The organism is Streptomyces sp. NBC_00414, from assembly GCF_036038375.1.
GTDB lineage: Bacteria > Actinomycetota > Actinomycetes > Streptomycetales > Streptomycetaceae > Streptomyces.
Genome location: NZ_CP107935.1, coordinates 1613665 through 1635008, shown reverse-complemented (window position 1 = coordinate 1635008; position 21344 = coordinate 1613665). Strand labels below are relative to the sequence as shown.

The window sequence follows — 21344 nt, the reverse complement described above, 5'->3', positions numbered from 1 at the left end:
CCGACATGGCCGCCTCTTCCAGCACCGCCTCCTCCAGTACCGGTTCCTCCCGTAAGGCCGCCTCCGGCAGGGCGTCCGCGGGTGCGGGTCCTCCCGGGGCGGCCCCCGACGGGACCGTGGCGCGGGTTCGGCGCCAACTGCCCACCAGTCCCTGGCTGTTCGCCGCTCCGGGACTGCTGGTGGTCGGCGTTTTCATCCTCTACCCGTTCGTCTCGACCGTGGTCAACGCCTTCACGGACCGCCGGACCCTGATCCCCGGCGAGTTCGTGGGCCTGGCCAACTTCCGGGAACTGCTGCACGACGAGATGTTCTGGATCGGCCTGCGCAACAGCACGCTGTACGTCGTCGGGGTCGTCCCCGCGCTCGTCCTGCTGCCCCTGCTGCTCGCGCTCCTGGTCCAGAAGAACATTCCCGGCATCGCCTTCTTCCGGTCGGCCTTCTACACCCCGGTCGTCGCGTCCATCGTCGTGGTGGGCCTCATCTGGGTGTGGCTGCTCGACGAACGCGGCCTGGTGAACTCGCTGTTGGAGGCGATCGGTGTCGGCAGGGTCGGCTTCCTGAGCGACCAGTGGCTGCTCCTGCTGAGCGCCATGACCGTCACGGTCTGGAAGGGCCTCGGCTACTACATGATCATTTACCTGGCCGCGCTCGCCAACGTGCCGCGTGAGCTGCACGAGGCCGCGGCCGTGGACGGCGCGGGCACGATCCGCCGCTTCCTCACGGTCACCGTGCCCGCCGTCCGCTCCACGATGGTGCTGGTCGGCGCGCTCTCCTCGGTCGCCGCCTTCAAGGTGTTCTCCGAGGTGTACCTGATGGCGGGACCGGGCGGCGGCCCCGCGGGCGAGGACACCACACTCGTGATGCTCGTCCAGCGCACCGGCACCGGCCTGACCGGCCGGGTCGGCTACGCCTCCGCCATCTCCGTCGTCGTCTTCGTCGTCACCGTCGCGCTGATGCTGCTCGTGCTGCGCGCCGACCGGAAGGAGGACGCGTGAGCGCCGCCGAGAAGGTCCCCGAGGCGCCGGCCGCCGCGGACGCGCCCCGCCGCCGTCGCAGGCGCGTCACCGACGAGCACGGCAAGCAGGTCAGGGTGTGGGAACTAGCCCTGCGTTACCTGCTGTTGCTGGCCGTCCTGGCGCTGACCGTCGGGCCGTTCCTGTGGCAGCTCTCGACCTCGCTGAAGGGGCCCACCGAGGACATCTTCAGCTCGCCGCCCAAGTTCCTGCCCGGCGAGCCCACTTTGCACAACTACGACCGGGTCGCCCAGACCATCCCCGTCTGGGACTACGCCTTCAACTCGCTGAAGGTCGCCACCACCAACGTCGTGACGAACTGCGTCGGCGCGGCACTCGCGGGCTACGCGCTCGCCCGGCTGCGCTACCGCGGCCGCAAGGTGACCACGCTCGTGTTCATCCTCGCGATGCTCGTGCCCGTGGAGGGCATCATCATCGCCCAGTTCACGACCATGCGTGAGCTGGGCCTGAACAACACCCTCATCGGTGTGGTGCTTCCCGGGTGCATCGGCGCGATGAACGTACTGCTGATGCGCAACGCGTTCCTCAACCTCCCGTACGAGATCGAGGAGGCGGCCTTCGTCGACGGGGCGAACACCTGGCAGCGGTTCCTGCGGATCGCGCTGCCCTCGGTGAAGGGCACCCTCGCCGTCGTCGCGATCTTCGCCTTCATGGGCGCCTGGGACGACTTCCTGTGGCCGCTCATCGTGCTCAGCGACCCGGACAAGTTCACCCTGACCATCGGGCTCAACTATCTGCACGGCACCTTCGCCAACGACGAACGGCTGGTCGCCGCGGGCACGATCATCGCTGTGGCGCCGCTGATCGCCCTTTTCGCCTGCCTTCAGCGGTACTTCTTCCGCGGGGTCGGCGAGGGGGCGGTGAAGGGGTGAGGGTCGCGGCCGTCGGCCGCGTGCCCGGAGGGGAGCGGTGCCCGAGCGTCGGGCGCGGGCCGGTGAGGGCTGGTCGCGCAGTTCCCCGCGCCCCTGAGGGGCGGGGGCCGCCCCTCACCTCGGCGAGCAGGCCGCACACCCCCACGTACGCACCACAGAAACAGGACTAGGACTCCCGGATGTCTTCTGCCGTGCGCTTCGGCGTCAACTACACCCCGAGCGAAGGGTGGTTCCATCACTGGCTCGACTTCGACCTCGACTCCGTGCGCGCCGACCTCGACTCGATCGCCGCACTCGGCCTGGACCACATACGGGTCTTTCCGATCTGGCCCTATTTCCAGCCGAACCGCTCGCTGATCCGCCCGCGCGCCGTGGAACAGCTCGTCGCCCTCGCGGACGCGGCCGCCGAGCGGGGCATGGACGTCAACGTGGACGGGCTGCAAGGTCACCTGTCGAGCTTCGACTTCCTGCCCGCCTGGACGCAGACCTGGCACCGGCGCAGCCTCTTCACCGACCCCGAGGTCGTCGAAGGACAGGCCGAGTACCTGCGGACCCTCGCCGCGGCCCTCGCCGACCGGCCCAACTTCATCGGCATGACCGTGGGCAACGAGGTCAACCAGTTCTCGGCGGGCCCGCACCCGGATCCCGACCGGGCGACACCCGACCTGATCGACACCTGGCTGGAGCGGATGCTCACGGCGTGCGAGAAGGGCGCGCCGGGCAAGCTGCATCTGCACGCGGAGTACGACGCGGCCTGGTACCAGGACGACATGCCGTTCACCCCGGCCCAGGCCGCCCGGCGCGGCGCCGTCACCGCCGTCCACTCGTGGGTCTTCAACGGCACGGCCCAGCGGCACGGACGTACCGGCGTCGCGACCGAACACCACGCCGCCTATCTGATCGAGCTGAGCAAGGCATGGGCCGACGACTCGGCGCGCCCGGTCTGGCTCCAGGAGGTTGGCGCACCGGCCCCGCTGGTCCCCGCCGAGCACGCCGCCGCCTTCACCGAGGCGACCGTCGCGAACGCCCTGGACTGCCCGGACCTCTGGGGCATCACCTGGTGGTGCTCCCACGACGTGTCCCGCGACCTCGCCGACTTCCCCGAACTCGAATACGGACTCGGGCTGTTGAGCAACGACCGCCGGCCCAAGGACAGCGCGCGGGCGCTCGCCCGCGCCGCCCGCTCGGCCCGCGAGCACCCGGACCCGCCCAAGGCCCGCACCACCGCACTCGTCGTCCCCGACGACCCCGCCGGCCGTTCCGTCTGCGCGCCGGGCGGCCCGGTGTTCGAGGCGTTCTTCCGGCTCACCGCCGACGGCGCCCGACCGACCACCGTCCTCGCGTCCCGCGCGAGCGACGGGGAGCACCTCACGGCACGAGGCATCACCGAAGTCGTCACACCGGATCGGATGCACTAGTCCCTCAGGTTCCGTGACCCCCACAGGAAACAAGAACTCCCACAAGGAGGCACTTGCTCGTGAACCCCACCAGACGCACCGTCCTGCTCGTCGCCGGCACCGGAGCGGCGGCCGCCGTGATCCCGGCGTCCCCCGCCACCGCCGACCCGAGGGCCGGGGCGTCGTCCGCCGCCGGCGCCGAGGCCGCCGCGGCACCGCAGCCGTACGCGTCCTACTGGTACCCGGACTCGTTCCCCTCGGGCTCGCCGGGCGCGGGCATCACCTGGCGCAGTCTGAAGGCGTGGACCGCCGCCGACGACGCCGACCTCGCCTTCAACACGGCGTCCGTGCCGCTCGCCGAGCGGTTCACCCCGACCCCGGTGAACACGACGGCCCGCGACGGCCAGGCCCGTATCCAGTCGCTGGTCTCCTTCGGCCCCACCGCGAGCAACCCCTCGCAGGGCGCGGCCACCGCCGACTACTACGCGCTCACCCACTGGAGTTACGTCGACGAACTGGTCTTCTGGGGCGGCTCCTCGGGCGAAGGTCTGATCCTCGCGCCGAACGCGCCCGTCGTGGACGCCGCGCACCGGCACGGCGTACCCGTCCTCGGCAATGTGTTCCTGCCGCCCGCCGCGTACGGCGGTCAGCTGCAGTGGACCCGCGACCTGGTGCAGAAGGACGCGGCGGGGCACTACCCGCTGGCCGCCCAACTCGTCGCGGTCGCCGAGGCGTACGGCTTCGACGGCTGGTTCGTCAACGCCGAGACGAGCGGCGGCAACGCGGCACTCGCCACCGACATGCTCGGTTTCCTCACCGAACTCAAGGCGCTCAGCCGGGCCAAGGGGCAGCGGGTCACCTGGTACGACTCCATGACCGTGAGCGGCTCGGTGAGCTGGCAGGGCGCCCTCAACAACCAGAACAGGGTGTTCTACCAGGCCGCCGACACGATGTTCATCGACTTCCGCTGGTCGGCGAGCAGCCTCGCCTCCTCTGGTACGAACGCCCAGCAGATCGGCCGGAACCGCTACGAGCTGTGGGCGGGCGTCGATGTCGAGGCCAACGGCTGGAACCGGTCCGTGAACTGGGACGCCATGGTGCCCAGCGGCTCGGCGCATGTCGTCTCGGTGGGCTTCTACCGGCCCGAGTGGACCCGCAACCACCTGCCCGCCACCCGCACCCCCGGCGACTTCCACGCCTCCGACGACCGGTTCTGGAGCGGGCGTTCACTCGATCCGGCCCGGCCCGACACCACCGACACCTGGCGGGCGCCCGCCGTATCCGTCGCCGACCGCTCGACGGTCTCCGGGCTGCCCTTCGCGAGCACCTTCAACACGGGCCACGGACTGCGCTGGTACGAGGACGGCGAGGTCACGTCGGCAGCTCAGTGGAACCACCTCGGTCTCCAGGACCGGCTGCCGTCCCGGCGCTGGGTCACGCGCACCACGGGTCAACACCCCGCCGTCACCTTCGACTTCGCGGACGCCTGGCGCGGCGGCAGCAGCGTCCTGGTCGACGGCACCCTGGACGCGCCCACCACCCTCGACCTCTACTCGACCCGCCTGCCGCTCGGCGCGGACACGGTCGTCGAACTGACCCACCGGACCGACTCGGGGAACGCGACGGTCGAACTGGCCGTCGCCACCGCCGAACCGTCCGGTCCGGGGCAGCCGTACACGTACACCTACTTCCCGGTGACCGCGGGTGACGGCTGGGAGACCTCGACCGTACGGCTGACCGGTCTGCCGGCCGGTGGCACGGTGCACGCCCTCGGGGTCCGGCTCACCGGGACCGGGGGCGCCGTGAAGTGGCGGCTCGGCGGGCTCGCCGTACGCGATCAGGACGCTCAGGCCCCGGGCACGCCCGTCGGCGCGAGCGTCACCGCTGCCTCCGGAGGCGACCTGCGCCTGGCCTGGCGCGCGCCCACCGGCGGCGGCGTACGCCACTACACGCTGCACCGGGTGCTGCCCGACGGCACCCGGCGCTTCCTCGGCGGAACCGCTCAGCTGGCATTCTTCGTTGGAGGGCTGACAGCAGAAGGAGGCGAGGCGGCGGCGAGGTTCGAATTGCGGGCCGTTGGGGAGCTTTACACCGCGTCGGCCCCCGCGACCCTGACCCACCCCTGGTGACCGCCGACCACCGGTACCACCGGTAACAGCAACAACCCGCACAACGGAGTTACGGAGCACCCCATGCATGACGACCGCGGCCTGGTCGAAGCCCGCCTCAAGCGCGTGCTCGACGAGCGCATACGACCCGCCGTGTACCCCGAGTCCCTGCCGCTGGAAGTGGCGGTGTGGAACGCGCCCGGCGAGCCGGTGCCCGTCGAAGAGGGGCTGGCGGCCACGCCGTCACCGGTGGCGGTCGGCGACAGGTGGGGTGCTCCCTGGGGCACCAGCTGGTTCCGTGTCACCGGGACCGTGCCCGAGGAGTGGGCCGGGAAGACCGTCGAGGCGCTCCTCGACCTCGGCTTCGACGAGAACATGCCCGGCTTCCAGTGCGAGGGCCTCGTCTACCGCTCCGACGGGACCCCGGTGAAGGGCCTCAACCCGCGCAACCAGTGGGTACGGATCGGTGCGCCCGTCGCCGGCGGCGAGGAGGTGCGCCTGCACATCGAGGCCGCCTCCAACCCCGTCATCCTCGACTACCACCCCTTCCTGCCGACCCAGCTCGGCGACAAGGAGACGGCCGGCAGCGAGCCGCAGTACAAACTGGCGCGGATGGACCTCGCCGTCCTCGACGAGACGGTGTGGCAGCTCGTCATCGACCTGGAGGTCCTCGGCGAGTTGATGGCCGAGCTGCCGGTGGAGTCCGCGCGCCGCTGGGACATCCTGCGCGCTGTGGAGAAGGCCCTCGACGCCGTCGACCTGCAGAACGTGGGCGCCACGGCGGGTGCGGCCCGCGCGCAGCTGGAAGCGGTGCTGGCGGCTCCGGCCGTCCCCTCCGCCCACCGCATCAGCGCGGTCGGCCACGCGCACATCGACTCGGCGTGGCTGTGGCCGCTGCGCGAGACCGTCCGCAAGGTCGCCCGGACCACCTCCAACATGACGGCCCTCCTGGAGGACGAGCCGGACTTCGTCTTCGCCATGTCGCAGGCCCAGCAGTGGGCGTGGGTGAAGGAGCACCGGCCCGAGGTGTGGACCCGGGTGAAGAAGGCAGTCGCCGACGGACGGTTCGTGCCCACCGGCGGAATGTGGGTCGAGTCGGACACCAACATGCCCGGCTCGGAGGCCATGGCCCGGCAGTTCGTGCACGGCAAGCGGTTCTTCATCGACGAGTTCGGCGTCGACAACGACGAGGCCTGGCTGCCCGACACCTTCGGCTTCGCCGCCGGACTGCCGCAGATCATCAAGGCGGCCGGCTCCAAGTGGCTGCTCACCCAGAAGATCTCTTGGTCGCAGACCAACAAGTTCCCGCACCACACCTTCCAGTGGGAGGGCATCGACGGCACGCGGATCTTCACGCACTTCCCGCCCGTCGACACGTACAACTGCTCGATGAAGGGCAGCGAGATCGCCCACGCGGCGAACAACTTCAAGGACAAGGGTGTCGCCCGGCACTCCCTCGCGCCGACCGGCTGGGGCGACGGTGGCGGTGGCACGACCCGGGAGATGGTCGCCAAGGCGGCCCGGCTGCGGGACCTCGAAGGCTCGGCGACCGTGGTCTGGGAGGCACCGGAGAAGTTCTTCGAGAAGGCGGAGGCCGAGTACCCGAACGCGCCCGTCTGGGTCGGCGAGCTGTACCTGGAGCTGCACCGCGCCACCCTCACCAGTCAGGCGAAGACCAAGCAGGGCAACCGCCGCAGCGAGCACCTGCTGCGCGAGGCCGAGCTGTGGGCGGCGACCGCGGCCGTCCGGACCGAGTTCGCCTACCCGCACGAGGAGTTGGACCGGCTCTGGAAGACGGTCCTGCTCCACCAGTTCCACGACATCCTGCCCGGCTCGTCCATCGCCTGGGTGCACCGCGAGGCCCGCAAGACCTACGAGGCGGTCGCCGAGGAGCTGAACGGCATCATCGACGCCGCCCAGCGCGCCCTGGTCGGTGAGGGCACGACCACCCTCGCCTTCAACTCCGCGCCGCACACCCGCGACGGGGTTCCCGCCGGTGGCGCGCGGACCCCGGCCGTAGGCGGCGAGTGCACGCTCGTGCCGCGCACGGACGGCGGCTTCGTGCTCGACAACGGCTGTCTGCGGATCGAGATCGACGAGCGCGGACTCGTGGTCTCCGCGTTCGACCTCGCCGCGGACCGCGAGACCCTCGCACCCGGCGAGGCGGCCAACCTGCTGCAGATCCACCCCGACTTCCCCAACATGTGGGACGCCTGGGACGTCGACGAGTTCTACCGGAACACGGTCACCGACCTGGTCGAGGCCGACGAGGTCGTCCCAGGTGACGACGGGGTCTCGGTCCGGATCGTACGGAGCTTCGGGTCGTCCAAGGTCACGCAGGTGCTGTCGCTCGCGCCGGGGGAGTGGCGGCTCGACATCGCCACCGAGGTCGACTGGCACGAGACGGAGAAGTTCCTGAAGATGGCCTTCCCGCTCGACGTGCACGCCGAGCGGTACGCGTCCGAGACGCAGTTCGGGCACTTCTTCCGGCCGACGCACACCAACACGTCCTGGGAGGCGGCCAAGTTCGAGGCCTGCAACCACCGGTTCGTCCACATGGAGGAGCCCGGCTGGGGTGTGGCCGTCGTCAACGACTCGACGTACGGCCACGACGTGACGCGTACGGTGCGCGGCGACGGAGGTACGACCACCACGGTCCGGGTCTCGCTGCTGCGGGCCCCGCGCTTCCCCGACCCCGAGACCGACCAGGGCGTGCACCGCTTCCGGCACGCGCTGGTGCCCGGTGCCGCGATCGGTGACGCCGTGCGGGAGGGCTGGCGGATCAACCAGCCCCAGCGGAAGGTCGCCGGCGGGGCCTCCGAGGTCGCGCCCCTGGTGACCGTCGCGCAGGACGCGGTGGTGGTCACCGCGCTGAAGCTCGCCGACGACGACAGCGGTGATGTCGTCGTCCGCTTCCACGAGTCGAGGGGCGGTCGCAGCCAGGCCACGCTCACGGCGGGCTTCGACGTCGAGTCGGTGACGGTCACGGATCTCTTGGAGCGTCCCCTGTCCGACGCCACCGAGCCGGAGCGGGACGGCAACAGGCTGACCCTGAAGCTCCGACCGTTCGAACTGGTGACGCTGCGACTCAAGCGAGCCTGAGCACCCTTCCAGGCCGCGGCCACGCTGCGGTCGCCCGCGCAGTTCCCCGCGCCCCAAAAAAGACCGGGCGCCGCCCCGGCCGTTGTTTCTCTAGGGGCGCGGGGAACCGCGCGATCAGCCCACTAAGGCTGGATCTGGGTCCGAAGCCACTCCTCGACCTCGCCCACATGGGCGGCAGCGGCGGCCCGAGCCGCCTCGGGATCATGGGCGACCAACGCCCGGTGGATGGCGGCATGCTCCCGCCGCGTCCGCTCGAACGCCCCCTCCTCCTGATACCCCCGCCACACCCGCGCCCGGAACGTCCGCGAGGACAGCCCGTCCAGGATCGCCGCCATCGTCTCGTTGCCCGCGGCGCCCGCGATGACCCGGTGGAACGCCAGGTCGTGGGAGAGGATCTCCTCCGGATCGTCCGTGGCGTTCATGGCCGTCAGGTGCTTCTCCACCTCGGCCAGCTGGTTCGCCGAGATCCGCGCGGCGGCCAGCGCCGTCGCCGTCGACTCCAGGATCCGGCGTACTTCGAGGAGTTCGACCAGCCGTGGTCCGCGGGACAGATCCGCGACCACCCCGAAGGTCTCCAGCAGGTCGCCGGCCTCCAGTTGCGTGACGTAGATCCCGGACCCGTGCCGGGCCTCCAGCACGCCCAGGACCGTGAGCGCCCGGATCGCCTCGCGCATCGAACTGCGCGAGATGCCCAGCTGCGAGGCCAGATCGCGCTCGGTCGGCAGCCGCGCGCCCGGCTCCAGACGGCCCTCGCCGATCATCGCCTTGATCCGGTCGATGGCGCGCTGCGTCACGGTCCCTTTCTGCGGGGCCGGAGCCGGGGCCGCCGCCGGGGCCGTCGTCGCCGCCTCGGGCAGGCTCTCGTCCACGCCATGTCCTCCTGTCGCCGGGTGCGCCGCAGTCTAACCACTCAGGTGGTCCGACCACTACGCGCAAAAACAGCAAAAATCACGGCCCAGGGGTGTTGTCGAAGCGAAGTGGTCTGATAAATATGCCTGGCACCTGCTCGATCACGCTGGATCAAGCTCAACGAGGAGCCGATAGATGGCCGGCAGAACTGTGCGGTACAGGAACGGGCGAAGCACCTCGCGGGCGATACGTGCGGCGGCCACGGCCGTCTGCGCCGCCCTCGCGCTCACGGCATGCGGCAGCACCAAGGACACCGTCGACTCCGGCGGCGGCAAGGGCGACGGCAGTGGCAAGGTCGGGGTCATCCTGCCCCTGCTGACCTCGCCGTTCTGGCAGTCGTACAACGACTACGTGCCCAAGATGGCGAAGGCCGAGGACGTCGACGCACTCAAGACCGTCAACTCCAACAGCGACCCGACGCAGCAGATCACGGACATCAACAACCAGCTCAACCAGGGCGTGAAGGGCCTCGTCGTGGCCCCCCTGGACAGCGCCGCGATCTCCGCGGGCCTCGACCAGGCCGAACGCAAGGGCGTGCCCGTGGTCGCCGTCGACGTGGCGCCCGAGAAGGGCAAGGTCGCGATGGTCGTACGCGCCAACAACGTCGCGTACGGGGAGAAGGCCTGCGAGTACCTCGGCAAGGAGATCCCCTCCGGCAAGGTCGTGCAGATCATGGGCGACCTCGCCTCGGTCAACGGCCGGGACCGCTCCGAGGCCTTCCGTACCTGCGTGAAGGAGAAGTTCCCGAAGCTGAAGGTCCTGGAGATCCCCGCCAAGTGGGAGTCCGACACCGCGGCCTCCAAGCTGGACACCCTCCTGAACGCCAACCCCGACATCAAGGGCATCTACATGCAGGCGGGCGGCGTCTACCTCGCACCCACGCTGCAGACCCTCAAGTCCAAGGGGCTGCTGAAGAAGGCCGGCGCCAAGGGTCACATCTCGATCGTCTCGAACGACGGCATCCCGCAGGAGTACGACGCCATCCGCAAGGGCGAGATAGACGCCACCGTCTCGCAGCCAGCCGACCTCTACGCCAAGTATGGCATGTACTACATCAAGGCGGCGATGGCGGGGAAGACCTTCGAGCCGGGTCCGACCGACCACGACTCGGAGATCGTCAAGCTGCCCAGCGGCATCCTTGAGGACCAGCTGCCCGCGCCGCTGGTGACCAAGGACAACGTCGACGACCCCGAGCTGTGGGGCAACACGGTCAAATGAGCACACCACTAGTTGAGGCGCGGGGCATCGCCAAGCGGTACGGCCCCACCGTCGCCCTCGCCGACGGCCAACTGACCGTGCACGCGGGCGAGTCCCACGCCCTCGTCGGCCGCAACGGCGCGGGCAAGTCCACCCTCGTCACCGTCCTGACCGGCCTCCAGGCTCCCGACGAGGGCACGGTCAGTTTCGACGGCGGGCCCGCGCCCGCGCTGTCCGACCGGGACGCCTGGCGGCGCAAGGTGGCCTGCGTCTACCAGAAGCCCACCGTCGTACCGGAGTTGACGGTCGCCGAGAACCTCTTCATCAACCGGCAGCCGCTGGGCCGCGGCGGGTTCATCAGCTGGCGGCGGCTGAAGAGCGAGGCGGCCGAGGTCCTGGACACCTGGGACGTGCGGGTCGACCCGGAGGCGCGGACCGCCGACCTCAAGGTCGAGGACCGCCAAATGGTCGAGATCGCAAGGGCGTTGAGCTTCGGAGCGCGGTTCATCGTCCTCGACGAGCCGACCGCCCAGCTCGACAACCGCGAGATCGAGCGCCTCTTCACGAGGATGCGCGCACTCCAGGAGTCGGGCGTCACCTTCCTGTTCATCTCGCACCACCTCCAGGAGGTGTACGAGGTGTGCCAGACCGTGACGGTCCTGCGGGACGCCCGCTGGATCACCACCGCACCGGTGGCCGACCTGCCACGGGCCGCCCTGATCGAGGCCATGGCGGGCGAGTCCATCGCCGCCGTGGAGGAGAAGGCCGCCCGCGGAGAGGTGGCCGCCGACGCGCCCGTCGTCCTCGAAGCACACGGGCTCACGTCCGAGTGGTACGAGAGCGTCGACCTGACCGTGCGCGGCGGGGAGGTCGTCGGTCTCGCCGGGTCCAGCGGCAGCGGCAAGATCGAGCTGGCCGAGTCCTTCACCGGACTGCACACACCGACCGGTGGCACCGCCCAACTGGAGGGCGAGCGGCTGCCGTTCGGCGATGTGACGGCCGCCCTGCGGGCCGGCGTCGGCTGCGTACCGCGCGACCGGCACGGGCAGGGACTCGTCTTCGGGATGACCGTCGGCGACAACGCCACCATGAGCGTCCTGGACCGCCTCGGCCGGTACGGATTCGTCGGCACCGACCGCAAGCGGGGCTTCGCCGACGAGCTGATCGAGCGCCTCGACATCCACACCGAGGGGCCCGACCAGCCCGTGTCCGACCTCTCCGGCGGCAACGCGCAGAAGGTCGTCATGGCCAGGGCCCTCGCCTCCGACCCCAGGCTGCTGGTCCTGATCAACCCCACCGCGGGCGTCGACGTGAAGTCCAAGGAGTCCCTGCTCTCCCGCATGGACTCGGCCCGCGACGACGGCACCGCCGTCCTCGTCGTCTCCGACGAACTCGACGACCTGCGCCGCTGCGACCGCGTCCTCGTCCTCTTCCACGGCCGTGTCGTCGCCGAGCACCCGGCGGGCTGGCGCGACCACGAGCTGATCGCCTCCATCGAAGGAGTGGACCACCATGGCTGACACGAAGGCCCCGTCGGCCTCGGCCTCCACCCCCCTGCGGCCCCTGAAGAGCAAGGCCGACGCCAAGGCCGTACTCCTGCGCAGGGCACGCGAACTCGCCCTCGTACCGGCGCTGTTGCTGCTGCTCGTGCTCGGCGCGTTCGTCAACGACGCCTTCCTCACCGAGCAGAACATCATCTCCATCCTGGGCGCCTCGGCGGCCCTCGCGATGGTGGTCCTCGCCGAGTCGCTCGTACTCATCACCGGTAAGTTCGACCTGTCCCTGGAGTCGGTCGTCGGCATCGCGCCCGCCGTCGGCGCGCTGTTGCTGCTGCCCGCGACGCAGTCCGGCTGGGGCACCGAGATGCCCGCCGGGGTCGCCCTGCTCGCCATCCTCCTGGTGGGCGCGGTCATCGGCGGGTTCAACGGCATCCTCGTCGTGAAGCTCAAACTCAACGCGTTCATCGTGACGCTCGCGATGCTGATCATCCTGCGCGGTCTGCTCGTCGGCGCGACCGAGGGCAAGACGCTGTTCGGGATGCCCGACGCCTTCTACACACTGGCCACCACCACCTTCCTGACCGTGCCGATCTCGGTGTGGCTCGCGGCGGCGGCGTTCGGCGTGGCCGGCTTCGTCCTCAAGTACCACCGCTGGGGACGGGCCCTGTACGCGATCGGCGGCAACCCGGACGCGGCACGCGCGGCCGGTATCCGTGTCGAACGCGTCATGCTCGGCGTGTTCGTCGTCGCGGGGACGCTCGCCGCGGTCGGCGGGCTGATGCAGACCGGCTATGTCGGCGCGATCAACGCCAACCAGGGGCAGAACATGATCTTCACGGTGTTCGCCGCCGCGGTGATCGGGGGGATCAGCCTCGACGGAGGCAAGGGCACGATGTTCGGCGCCCTTACGGGCGTCCTTCTTCTTGGAGTGGTCCAGAACCTGTTGACCCTTGCGCAGGTGCCGTCGTTCTGGATCCAGGCCATTTATGGGGGGATCATCCTGGTCGCTCTGATGATCGCCCGAGTGACGACCGGCCGGGCGCAGGACTGAGCGTGGTTTGCACCTGCGGGTGCGTTGTGGCCGGCCGCGCAGTTCCCCGCGCCCCTGACGGGGCGCCCCAGTGCGCCGGATTTCGACAGTCCGCCCCCTTGTCCCTGATCGAAAGGCACCTCTGTGTCCTCATCCGCCGACCTCCGCATCACCGCGGTCGACACCTACGACATTCGATTTCCCACCTCGCGTGAGCTCGACGGGTCCGATGCCATGAATCCGGATCCCGACTACTCGGCCGCCTACGTCGTCCTGCGTACCGATGGTGACGACGCCGACGGCGGGTCGGAGGGGCACGGGTTCACCTTCACCATCGGGCGGGGCAACGATGTCCAGGTCGCCGCGATCGAGGCGCTGCGCCCGCACGTCGTCGGGCGGTCGGTCGACGAGTTGTGCGCGGACCCCGGATCACTGGCCCGCGACCTCACGGGCGACAGCCAACTGCGCTGGCTCGGGCCCGAGAAGGGCGTGATGCACATGGCGATCGGTGCCGTCGTCAACGCCGTCTGGGACCTCGCCGCCAAGCGCGCCCGCAAGCCCCTGTGGCAGCTCCTCGCCGACGCCACCCCCGAATGGCTCGTGGCCCAGGTGGACTTCCGGTACATCGCGGACGTCCTCACCCCCGAGGACGCGCTCCGGCTGCTGCGGCAGGGCCGGGAGGGCGCGGCGGAACGCACCGCCCTGCTGAAGGAGCGCGGCTTTCCCGGCTACACCACCTCGCCCGGCTGGCTGGGCTACTCCGACGAGAAGCTCACCCGGCTGGCCCGGCAGGCCGTCGCCGACGGCTTCACCCAGATCAAGCTGAAGGTCGGCGCGGACCTCGCGGACGACGTCCGGCGCTGCCGGGTGGCCAGAGCCGTCGTCGGCCCCGACATCCGGATCGCCATCGACGCCAACCAGCGGTGGAACGTCGACGAGGCCATCGAGTGGACCAAGGCGCTGGCCGAGTTCGACCCGTACTGGATCGAGGAACCCACCAGCCCCGACGACATCCTCGGCCATGCCGCCGTCCGCAAGGCCGTCGCACCGGTCAAGGTCGCCACCGGTGAACACGTACAGAACCGGATCGTCTTCAAGCAGCTGCTCCAGGCGGGCGCGATCGACGTCCTGCAGATCGACGCGGCCCGGGTCGGCGGTGTCAACGAGAATCTCGCGATCCTGCTCCTCGCGGCCAAGTTCGGTGTCCCCGTCTGCCCGCACGCCGGCGGCGTCGGACTGTGCGAACTCGTCCAGCACCTCTCGATGTTCGACTACGTGGCGCTGTCGGGGACGACCGAGAACCGCGTGATCGAGTACGTCGACCATCTGCACGACCACTTCCTCGACCCGGTGGTGATCGGAGAGGGTCGCTACATGGCACCCACCGCACCGGGCTTCTCGGCGACCATGCGGCCGGAGTCCATCGCCGAGTTCACGTTCCCCGGCGGCACGTTCTGGGCCGCCGACCTCGACCGGCAGCAAGAAGAGCAGCAGGACCAGCGGAAGCGGCAGCAGAAGGAGCAGGCGGCATGAGTGACTTCGAGGGACTCAAGGCCCTGGTGACGGGCGGCGCCTCCGGCATCGGCCGGGCCACAGCGGAACTCCTCGCGGCCCGCGGCGCCCAGGTCGCCGTGCTCGACCTGGACCCGGCGAGCGTCGAGAAGCCGCTGCTCGGCTACCGGGCGGACGTCTCCGACGACGAGTCCGTACGCCGGGCCGTCGCCGCCGCGGTCGCCGACCTCGGCGGCCTCGACGTACTGGTCAACAACGCGGGCATCGGCGCCCAGGGCACGATCGAGGACAACGACGACGAGGCCTGGCACCGCGTCATGGACGTCAACGTCGTCGGCATGGTCCGCACGGCCCGGGCCGCGCTGCCGCACCTGCGGAAGTCCTCGCACGCGGCCGTCGTGAACACCTGCTCCATCGCGGCCACCGCGGGCCTCCCGCAGCGCGCCCTGTACTCCGCGTCCAAGGGCGCCGTTCTGTCGCTGACCCTCGCCATGGCCGCCGACCACGTCCGTGAGGGCATCCGCGTCAACTGCGTGAACCCCGGCACGGCGGACACCCCGTGGGTCGGCCGCCTTCTGGACGCCGCGCCCGACCCGGCCGCCGAGCGGGCCGCCCTGGAGGCCCGCCAGCCAAGCGGACGCCTTGTCTCGGCCGACGAAGTCGCGGGCGCCATCGCCTACTTGGCGAGTCCGCTGTCGGGTGCGACCACCGGCACGGCCCTCGCGGTCGACGGTGGCATGCAGGGGCTGCGGCTGCGTCCGGCGGGGCGGTGACCGGGATGCGTACAGGTACTCGTACGCTCGGCCGCGGCTCCGTCGGCGTCACGGCGCTGGCCCTCGGCGCCGCCGGTATCGGCAGTCTCTACAGCGAGGTCCCCGAGGAGCAGGCGCACGAGACCGTGAACGCCGCCTGGGACGCGGGCATCCGCTACTTCGACACCGCGCCCCACTACGGCATAGGCCACTCCGAACGACGCCTCGGCGCGGCCCTGCGCGAGCGCCCCCGGTCGGCGTACACCGTCTCGACCAAGGTGGGCCGCCGCCTGGAACCCACCGACGCGGGCGGCGACGACCTGGCCAACGGGTTCGCGGTGCCCGCCACGCACCGCCGCGTGTGGGACTTCAGCGCGGACGGGATACGGCGCACCCTCGACGCCAGTCTGGAGCGGCTCGGCCTCGACCGGGTGGACGTCGTCTACCTCCACGACCCGGACGACCATGCCGAAGATGCCTTCCGCGAGGGATATCCGGCCCTGGAGAAGCTGCGTTCGGAGGGCGTGGTGGGCGCGATAGGCGCGGGCATGAACCAGGCCGAGATGCTCACCCGCTTCGTCCGCGACACCGATGTCGACGTGGTGCTCTGCGCAGGCCGCTACACGCTGCTCGACCAGCGGGCCCTCACCGACCTGCTGCCGGCCGCCAAGGAACGCGGCACGTCCGTCGTCATCGGCGGCGCCTTCAACTCCGGTCTGCTGGCCGACCCGAAGCCCGGCGCGAGGTACAACTACGCCGCCGCGCCGCCCGGGCTGCTGGACCGGGCCCTGGCTCTCAGGGCGGTCGCGGACCGCCACGGCACCACCCTGCGCGCGGCAGCCCTGGCCTTCTGCGCCGCCCACCCGGCGGTCGCGGCCGTCCTCGTGGGTGCCCGCTCTCCCCATGAAGTGCGTGACTGCGTGGAGCAGTTCACGGCCGACGTGCCCGCGGGCCTCTGGCAGGAACTGCGGGAGACGGGTCTCCTGCCCGCCGAGGCCCCGGTGCCGGGCGAGAAGCCGTTCGACGACCCGTCCGAGGGGCAGTCCGAGGAGCCGTCATGAGAGTCGCCCTGCACACCAAGGTCCGCGTCGACCGCATCGCCGCGTACGAGGCCGCCCATCGCGAGGTTCCCGAGGAACTCACGGACGCGATCCGCGCCGCGGGCGCCACGTCCTGGACGATCTGGCGCAGCGGCCCCGACCTCTTCCACCTCCTGGAGTGCGAGGACTACCCGAGGCTGCTCGCCGAGCTGGAGAAGCTGCCCGTCAACATCGCCTGGCAGTCCCGGATGGCACAGCTGCTCGACGTGGTCCACGACTACTCGGCCGAGGGCTCGCAGGCCGGGCTGCCGGTCGTCTGGGAGCTGCCGTGACGGCCGGCCGCACGGGTGTGGTCGACGCCCACCACCACGTCTGGGACCTGTCGGTACGGGACCAGGACTGGATCGCGGGCCCCGAACTCGCTCCGCTGCGGAGGAACTTCACTGTCGAGGACCTGGCTCCGGAGGCCCGCGCCGCCGGAGTCTCCCGCGGCGTCCTCGTGCAGACGGTCACGGTCGCGCAGGAGACTCCGGAGTTCCTGGCGCTCGCGGAGAGCAGCGACCTGATCGGCGCGGTCGTCGGCTGGACCGACCTCACCCGCCCCGACGTCGCGGACGAACTGGCGCGCCTGCGCGAACTGCCGGGCGGCCGTCACCTCAAGGGCATCCGGCACCAGGTCCAGGGCGAACCGGACCCGGAATGGCTGCTGCGCGAGGATGTCCGCCGAGGACTGGCGGCGGTCGCCGAGGCGGGCCTGGCCTACGACCTCGTCGTCCTGCCGCACCAACTCCCCGCCTGCGCGCGGGCGGCGGAACGGCATCCCGACCTCACCTTCGTGCTCGACCACTTGGGCAAGCCGTCCATCGCCACCGGAGAGCCGGAACCCTGGGCCACCGGCGTCCGGGCCCTCGCCGCCCTGCCGAACACCGTCTGCAAGCTCTCCGGAATGGTCACGGAGGCGGACCCGCGGGGCTGGTCGGTCGGAGACCTGGCGCCCTACGCGGACACGGTGCTCGAAGCCTTCGGACCCGGTCGGCTCATGTTCGGCTCCGACTGGCCGGTGTGCACGCTCGTCGCCTCGTACGCCGAAGTCGTCGACATCGCGGCCCGGTTGACCGGGAAACTCGGCGAGAGCGAGCGGGAGGAGATCTTCGCGGGCACCGCGACCCGTGTCTACGGACTCCGACTCGGGTCTACGGTCCCCGAGGCTCGCGGTCCAGCCGCGTCGGCGGCAGGAAATCCCTGACGAAGGTCCGCTCCCAGCACGCGCCCGTGCTCCACAGCTCCTGCCAGGTCGTGTACCGGTAACGGTAGAGGCGGGCCCGGACGTAGTGCGGCGGCGCGTCCGGCGGGAACGGGGAGCGGCGCAGGAGGCGCAGGGTGTCGCGGTCGTTCTCCAGGAGCCGTTCCACGAAACCGCCGAACCATGGGTCGGCGTAGGAGGGGGAGAGCGCTGCGAACCACATCATCCAGTCGAGCCGCAGGTGGTACGGGGCGAACTGGCGGGGCCAGCGCCGGGGATCGCCCGGCTTGCCCCTGAACTCGTACTCCAGCCAGCCCGCGTCCTCGCGAGGCACCGCGTCGGCCGTCCCCTCGACCACCACCTCGTACCGGATCCGGCTGACGCTGCCGAACGCCCCGTAGGTGTTCACCAGGTGCAGCGGGTCGAAGGAGCGGTTCATGGCCTGGCCGCGGGAGATCATGTTGCGGACCGGCCCGTGGCTGAGAACCACGATCAGCGCCGCGGCCGACAGGACCACCACCTCGTACCAGATCGGGGTGCCGGGCACGTCCGGTGCCTTGCCGGGCAGCTCCAGGGCCGACAGGGCGAGCACGATCGTGATCCAGTTCAGCCAGGAGAAGTTCCCTGACAGGACCAGCCACAACTGGGTGACGATCATCAGGGCCGCAGCGGCCGAGGCGACCGGCTGCGGGGCGAACAGCAGGACGGGCACCACGAGTTGGGTGACGTGGTTGGCGGCCACCTCGACCCGGTGGAACGGCTTCGGGAGACGGTGGAAGAACCAGCTCAGCGGACCCGGCATCGGCTGGGTCTCATGGTGGTAGTCCAGGCAGGTGAGCCTGCGCCAGCAGGCGTCGCCGCGCATCTTGATCAGACCGGCCCCGAACTCCACGCGGAACAGGATCCAGCGCAGCAGGAAGAGCACCACGACGGGTGGCGCGATCTCGTCGTTGCCCAGGAACACCGCGAGGAAGCCGGTCTCCAGGAGCAGCGACTCCCATCCGAAGCCGTACCAGGTCTGGCCGACGTTCACGATCGACAGGTAGAGCAGCCAGGGGACCAGCCAGAGCAGCATGCCGCCCCACAGGGGCAGTCGGTCGTGCAGCCCCGCGACGAGCGCCAGCGACACCGCGCAGCCCGTCCAGGCCCAGGCCGCGAAGAAACGGTCGGAGCAGTGGAGCTGGAACACGCTCGGGGCCCGCCGGAACGGCACCCGGGCCACGAACCGGGACACCGGCAGCATGCCCCGCTCGCCGATCAGCGCCCGGAACTGCAGGGCCGCGCCCAGGAACGCGACGAGATAGAGCACGGCCAGCGCCCGCTGGAGGAGAAGCCGGCTCGTCCAGTACTCGGAGGCGGTGAACCACTCCACGTCCTGCGCTCCCTTCCCCCTTCGAGTCCCTCTCCTGGTGACGCTGTGTGACCCCGCTCGATGAGCGACCAGGTTACGTCCTACGAGTCGAGGATTCGGGTAAACCCTGACAAGGTGGGCTCATGGTTGATCGGGGTGCGAGCGGTCTGTCACTCCCGGACGACTGGCCCGCCCACCCGGATCCGATCCTGGCGCTCAACCGCATGGGCAGTTTCGACTGGGACCTGGACACCGGTGTCATGCGGATGGACGCGCTGGCCCACGAGATCTTCGACATGCTTCCCGAGGAGTACGCGGACCGCCCGGAGAACCTGGCCGCGCGGGTGCCGCCGGACGAGGCCCACCGCGTGGACACGTACGTCTCGCAGGCGCTCAAGGACGGCAGCGAGAACTACGGGGCGTACTTCCGTATCCGCCGCCGGGACGGCAGCCTGCGCTGGACCCACACCCAGGGCTACATCCAGCGCGACGCGACCGGCCGGCCGCGCCGTATCTTCGGCATCGTCCGCGACGCCACCGAGGAGCTGAGCGAGGCCCGGGACCGCCGCGAGCAGGCCACCCTGGACGACGAGGCCCGCCGCAGGCAGACGAACGTCGTACAGATCACCACGGCGGCCCTCGCACACGCCCGCACCGTCCAGGACGTCATCGACGTCCTCAAGAACAACCAGGGCGTCACCCACCTGGGCGCGACCAGCCTCGTCATGGGCCTCGTCGAGGCCGGCCGCATCCGCCTGGTCGCCGAGGGCCCCAAGGGCAGCTTCGTGCCGGGCACCCTGGTCACCGGCATCGACGAGCAGTACCCGATGAGCGAGGTCGTGCGCACCCTCACCCCGCGCTTCATCGAGTCGCCGAAGCAGTTCGCCGAGCTCTATCCGCTGCTGTGGCCGCACATCACCGAACTCGACATCACCTCGGCGGCCTATCTGCCCCTCATCGCGCAGGCCAGGCCCATCGGGGCCATGGGCCTCCTCTACAACGACCGGCGCGGCTTCTCGGCCCAGGACCGCAACGTCCTCGTCGCCCTCGGCAGCAGCATCGCGCAGAGCCTCCAGCGCGCCATGTTCTACGAGCAGGAGAAGGACCTCGCCCAGGGCCTCCAGCAGGCCATGCTGCCGCGCAGGATCCCGAGCGTCCCCGGCGCCGACATCGCCGTGCGGTACCGCTCCGGCTCCCTCGGCCGAGAGATCGGCGGCGACTGGTACGACGTGATCCCGCTGCCCGGCGGCCGGGTCGGAGCCGTCATCGGCGACGTCCAGGGACACGACACGCACGCCGCCGCCGTCATGGGCCAGCTGCGTATCGTCCTGCGCGCCTACGCGGCCGAGGGCCACACCCCCGCGACCGTCATGGCCCGCGCCTCCGTCTTCCTGCACGAACTCGACACCGAGCGCTTCGCGACCTGCCTGTACGCGGAGGCGGACCTGACCACCGGAGTGGTCCAGGTCGTCCGGGCCGGCCACATCGACCCGCTGGTCCGCGACACCGACCGCCGCTGCCACCGGCTCGCCGTCGAAGGGGGCCTGCCGCTCGGCCTGTCCGCCGAGTTCGGGCGCCTCGAATACCCGGTGAACACCCTCGAACTCGACCCCGGGCAGACACTGATCCTGTGCACCGACGGCCTGGTCGAACAGCCGGGAATCGACCTCGACGACGGTATGCGCACCCTCCGCGCGCTCGTCGCCACGGGACCCGACGACGTCCGCGACCTCGCCGACCGGCTCATCGACGTCGCCGAGGAACGCGGTGGTGAGGACGACGTGGCGCTGCTCCTGCTCCGCCGCACGGGCCTGGCCGCGCGGCACTCCGGCGGGCGGGTCCAGCAGCACGTCGGGCCCGGGGACCCCGAGGCCCTCACCGAGGCGCGGCACATGGTCCACGCCGCCGTGCGGGCCTGGGGCGCCCGCGAGCGCGCCGACGAGATCGAGCTGATCGCCGACGAACTGATCACCAACGCTCTCATGCACACGGAGGGCTCCGCGATCGTCACCCTGCGGGCTCTCCCCGGCCCCGGCCGGCGCCTGCGCGTCGAGGTCGAGGACGCGTCCAGCGCGCTTCCCCGGCGCCGGGAGGCGGGGGAGTCCGGCGTCTCCGGGCGGGGCCTCCTGCTGGTGGACCGCATCGCGGACGTGTGGGGCGTGGAGGCGCGGGGCAGCGGCAAGTGCGTGTGGTGCGAGTTCCTGGTGCCGGATCGGGAGTGAGGGGCCCCGGGGCCCGCGCGGGTGTCGAGTGCGGCTCCGTGAGGGCTGAGCGCGCCCACGCGGCGGAGCCGCTCGA

General features: G+C 70.8%; 16 protein-coding genes. 14 read left to right on the top strand and 2 right to left on the bottom strand.

Annotated elements, in window-relative coordinates; translation table 11 throughout:
- Positions 1-5: 5 nt before the first annotated feature.
- From OHS59_RS07205 to OHS59_RS07185, 5 genes are all read left to right on the top strand, one after another.
- Complete coding sequence (locus OHS59_RS07205; protein ID WP_328492555.1) at positions 6-995, top strand: carbohydrate ABC transporter permease; 990 nt, start codon at positions 6-8, stop codon at positions 993-995.
- The gene (locus OHS59_RS07200; RefSeq protein ID WP_328492554.1) at positions 992-1906 is read left to right on the top strand and encodes a carbohydrate ABC transporter permease; all 915 of its coding nucleotides are present in this window, start codon (positions 992-994) and stop codon (positions 1904-1906) included. Before OHS59_RS07205 ends, OHS59_RS07200 begins: the two co-directional genes overlap by 4 nt.
- 179 nt (positions 1907-2085) lie before the next feature.
- Entirely contained in the window at positions 2086-3324 is a 1239-nt protein-coding gene (locus OHS59_RS07195) for a glycoside hydrolase 5 family protein (RefSeq protein WP_328492553.1), read from the top strand.
- A gap of 59 nt (positions 3325-3383) precedes the next feature.
- Positions 3384-5432: an endo-beta-N-acetylglucosaminidase gene (locus tag OHS59_RS07190; RefSeq protein WP_328492552.1), complete on the top strand. Its 2049-nt coding sequence runs from the start codon at positions 3384-3386 to the stop codon at positions 5430-5432.
- Between the two features lie 63 nt (positions 5433-5495).
- Positions 5496-8513, top strand: coding sequence for an alpha-mannosidase (locus OHS59_RS07185; protein ID WP_328492551.1), 3018 nt, complete (start codon positions 5496-5498; stop codon positions 8511-8513).
- Positions 8514-8635: 122 nt separating this feature from the next.
- On the opposite strand, the gene OHS59_RS07180 is transcribed toward OHS59_RS07185, so the two are convergent.
- Positions 8636-9382, bottom strand: a complete 747-nt coding sequence (locus OHS59_RS07180; RefSeq protein ID WP_328492550.1) for a FadR/GntR family transcriptional regulator — start codon at positions 9380-9382, stop codon at positions 8636-8638.
- 175 nt (positions 9383-9557) lie between these two features.
- Here OHS59_RS07180 and OHS59_RS07175 point away from each other — a divergent pair, with 175 nt between their 5' ends.
- The 8 genes from OHS59_RS07175 to OHS59_RS07140 all read left to right on the top strand — a co-directional run bounded on the left by OHS59_RS07175 (position 9558) and on the right by OHS59_RS07140 (position 17698).
- Positions 9558-10640, top strand: coding sequence for a sugar ABC transporter substrate-binding protein (locus OHS59_RS07175; protein WP_328492549.1), 1083 nt, complete (start codon positions 9558-9560; stop codon positions 10638-10640).
- Positions 10637-12139, top strand: a complete 1503-nt coding sequence (locus tag OHS59_RS07170) for a sugar ABC transporter ATP-binding protein (protein WP_328492548.1) — start codon at positions 10637-10639, stop codon at positions 12137-12139. The genes OHS59_RS07175 and OHS59_RS07170 overlap by 4 nt, the downstream gene beginning before the upstream one ends.
- Positions 12132-13169, top strand: coding sequence for an ABC transporter permease (locus tag OHS59_RS07165; RefSeq protein ID WP_328492547.1), 1038 nt, complete (start codon positions 12132-12134; stop codon positions 13167-13169). The genes OHS59_RS07170 and OHS59_RS07165 overlap by 8 nt, the downstream gene beginning before the upstream one ends.
- A 123-nt stretch (positions 13170-13292) precedes the next feature.
- Positions 13293-14681 carry an L-fuconate dehydratase gene (locus tag OHS59_RS07160; RefSeq protein ID WP_328492546.1) on the top strand — a complete coding sequence of 463 codons (1389 nt, stop codon included), beginning with the start codon at positions 13293-13295 and terminating at the stop codon, positions 14679-14681.
- Complete coding sequence (locus OHS59_RS07155) at positions 14678-15433, top strand: SDR family NAD(P)-dependent oxidoreductase (RefSeq protein ID WP_328492545.1); 756 nt, start codon at positions 14678-14680, stop codon at positions 15431-15433. Before OHS59_RS07160 ends, OHS59_RS07155 begins: the two co-directional genes overlap by 4 nt.
- Positions 15434-15438: 5 nt before the next feature.
- The gene (locus OHS59_RS07150; protein WP_328492544.1) at positions 15439-16473 is read left to right on the top strand and encodes an aldo/keto reductase; all 1035 of its coding nucleotides are present in this window, start codon (positions 15439-15441) and stop codon (positions 16471-16473) included.
- Positions 16470-16784, top strand: a complete 315-nt coding sequence (locus OHS59_RS07145; protein ID WP_328492543.1) for an L-rhamnose mutarotase — start codon at positions 16470-16472, stop codon at positions 16782-16784. The genes OHS59_RS07150 and OHS59_RS07145 overlap by 4 nt, the downstream gene beginning before the upstream one ends.
- Positions 16781-17698, top strand: coding sequence for an amidohydrolase family protein (locus OHS59_RS07140; RefSeq protein ID WP_328492542.1), 918 nt, complete (start codon positions 16781-16783; stop codon positions 17696-17698). Before OHS59_RS07145 ends, OHS59_RS07140 begins: the two co-directional genes overlap by 4 nt.
- Here the strand turns inward: OHS59_RS07140 and OHS59_RS07135 are convergent.
- On the bottom strand, positions 17646-19067 hold the full coding sequence (locus OHS59_RS07135; RefSeq protein WP_328492541.1) for a lipase maturation factor family protein: 1422 nt from the start codon (positions 19065-19067) through the stop codon (positions 17646-17648). The two genes, OHS59_RS07140 and OHS59_RS07135, sit on opposite strands and share 53 nt — an antisense overlap.
- 122 nt (positions 19068-19189) lie before the next feature.
- Here OHS59_RS07135 and OHS59_RS07130 point away from each other — a divergent pair, with 122 nt between their 5' ends.
- Positions 19190-21268: a SpoIIE family protein phosphatase gene (locus OHS59_RS07130; protein ID WP_328492540.1), complete on the top strand. Its 2079-nt coding sequence runs from the start codon at positions 19190-19192 to the stop codon at positions 21266-21268.
- Positions 21269-21344: the final 76 nt, after the last annotated feature.